Annotated in this window: 1 protein-coding gene; it reads left to right on the forward strand. The window is 62.9% G+C overall.

Annotated elements, in window-relative coordinates:
• Positions 1-247: 247 nt before the first annotated feature.
• Positions 248-507, forward strand: a 260-nt coding sequence (locus EEB11_RS19320) for a GYD domain-containing protein (protein WP_135434215.1), incomplete at its 3' end; no start/stop codon positions are given.

Below are 507 nucleotides of genomic sequence, written 5' to 3' on the forward strand. Positions count from 1 at the left end.
ATTATGCGTCTTTGGCTCGCGAAGGGCGTGAAGGACTCCACCGACAAGTCGTCACCGCCGCCGGCGCGTCTTCGTCCGCGCTGATGAAGCTCGAGACACACCGCACCTCGTCGTGCTATTTACGCGGGGCAGGCCACGCCTCGGCTGCACGCCGCTTCCCGGCGGCACTTCGGACGGGTGGGACCCAGACAATGGGATCCGGGGCAGAAGACTGGCCCACTCGTCTGCGTCAGAGCGAGGAAGAAACATGTCCTTTTACCTGTATCAAATTGCCTACACAGCCGACGCCGTCAAAGCAATGGTTGCAAATCCCACGGACCGCGCCGCGGCCGCAGCCTCCCTCGTCGAGGCGCTTGGTGGGAAGCTCCACCATCTGTTCTTTGCCTTCGGGAAATACGACGTCGTCTGTCTGATCGAGGGCCCCGATGACAAGATGATGGCGGCCGGCGCGCTTGCCGTTGCCGCAGCGGGCACTGTGTCGCGCTCGGAGACGGTCAAGTTGATGAC

It is taken from the genome of Pseudotabrizicola sediminis (assembly GCF_004745575.1).
In the GTDB taxonomy this organism is placed as follows: domain Bacteria; phylum Pseudomonadota; class Alphaproteobacteria; order Rhodobacterales; family Rhodobacteraceae; genus Pseudotabrizicola; species Pseudotabrizicola sediminis.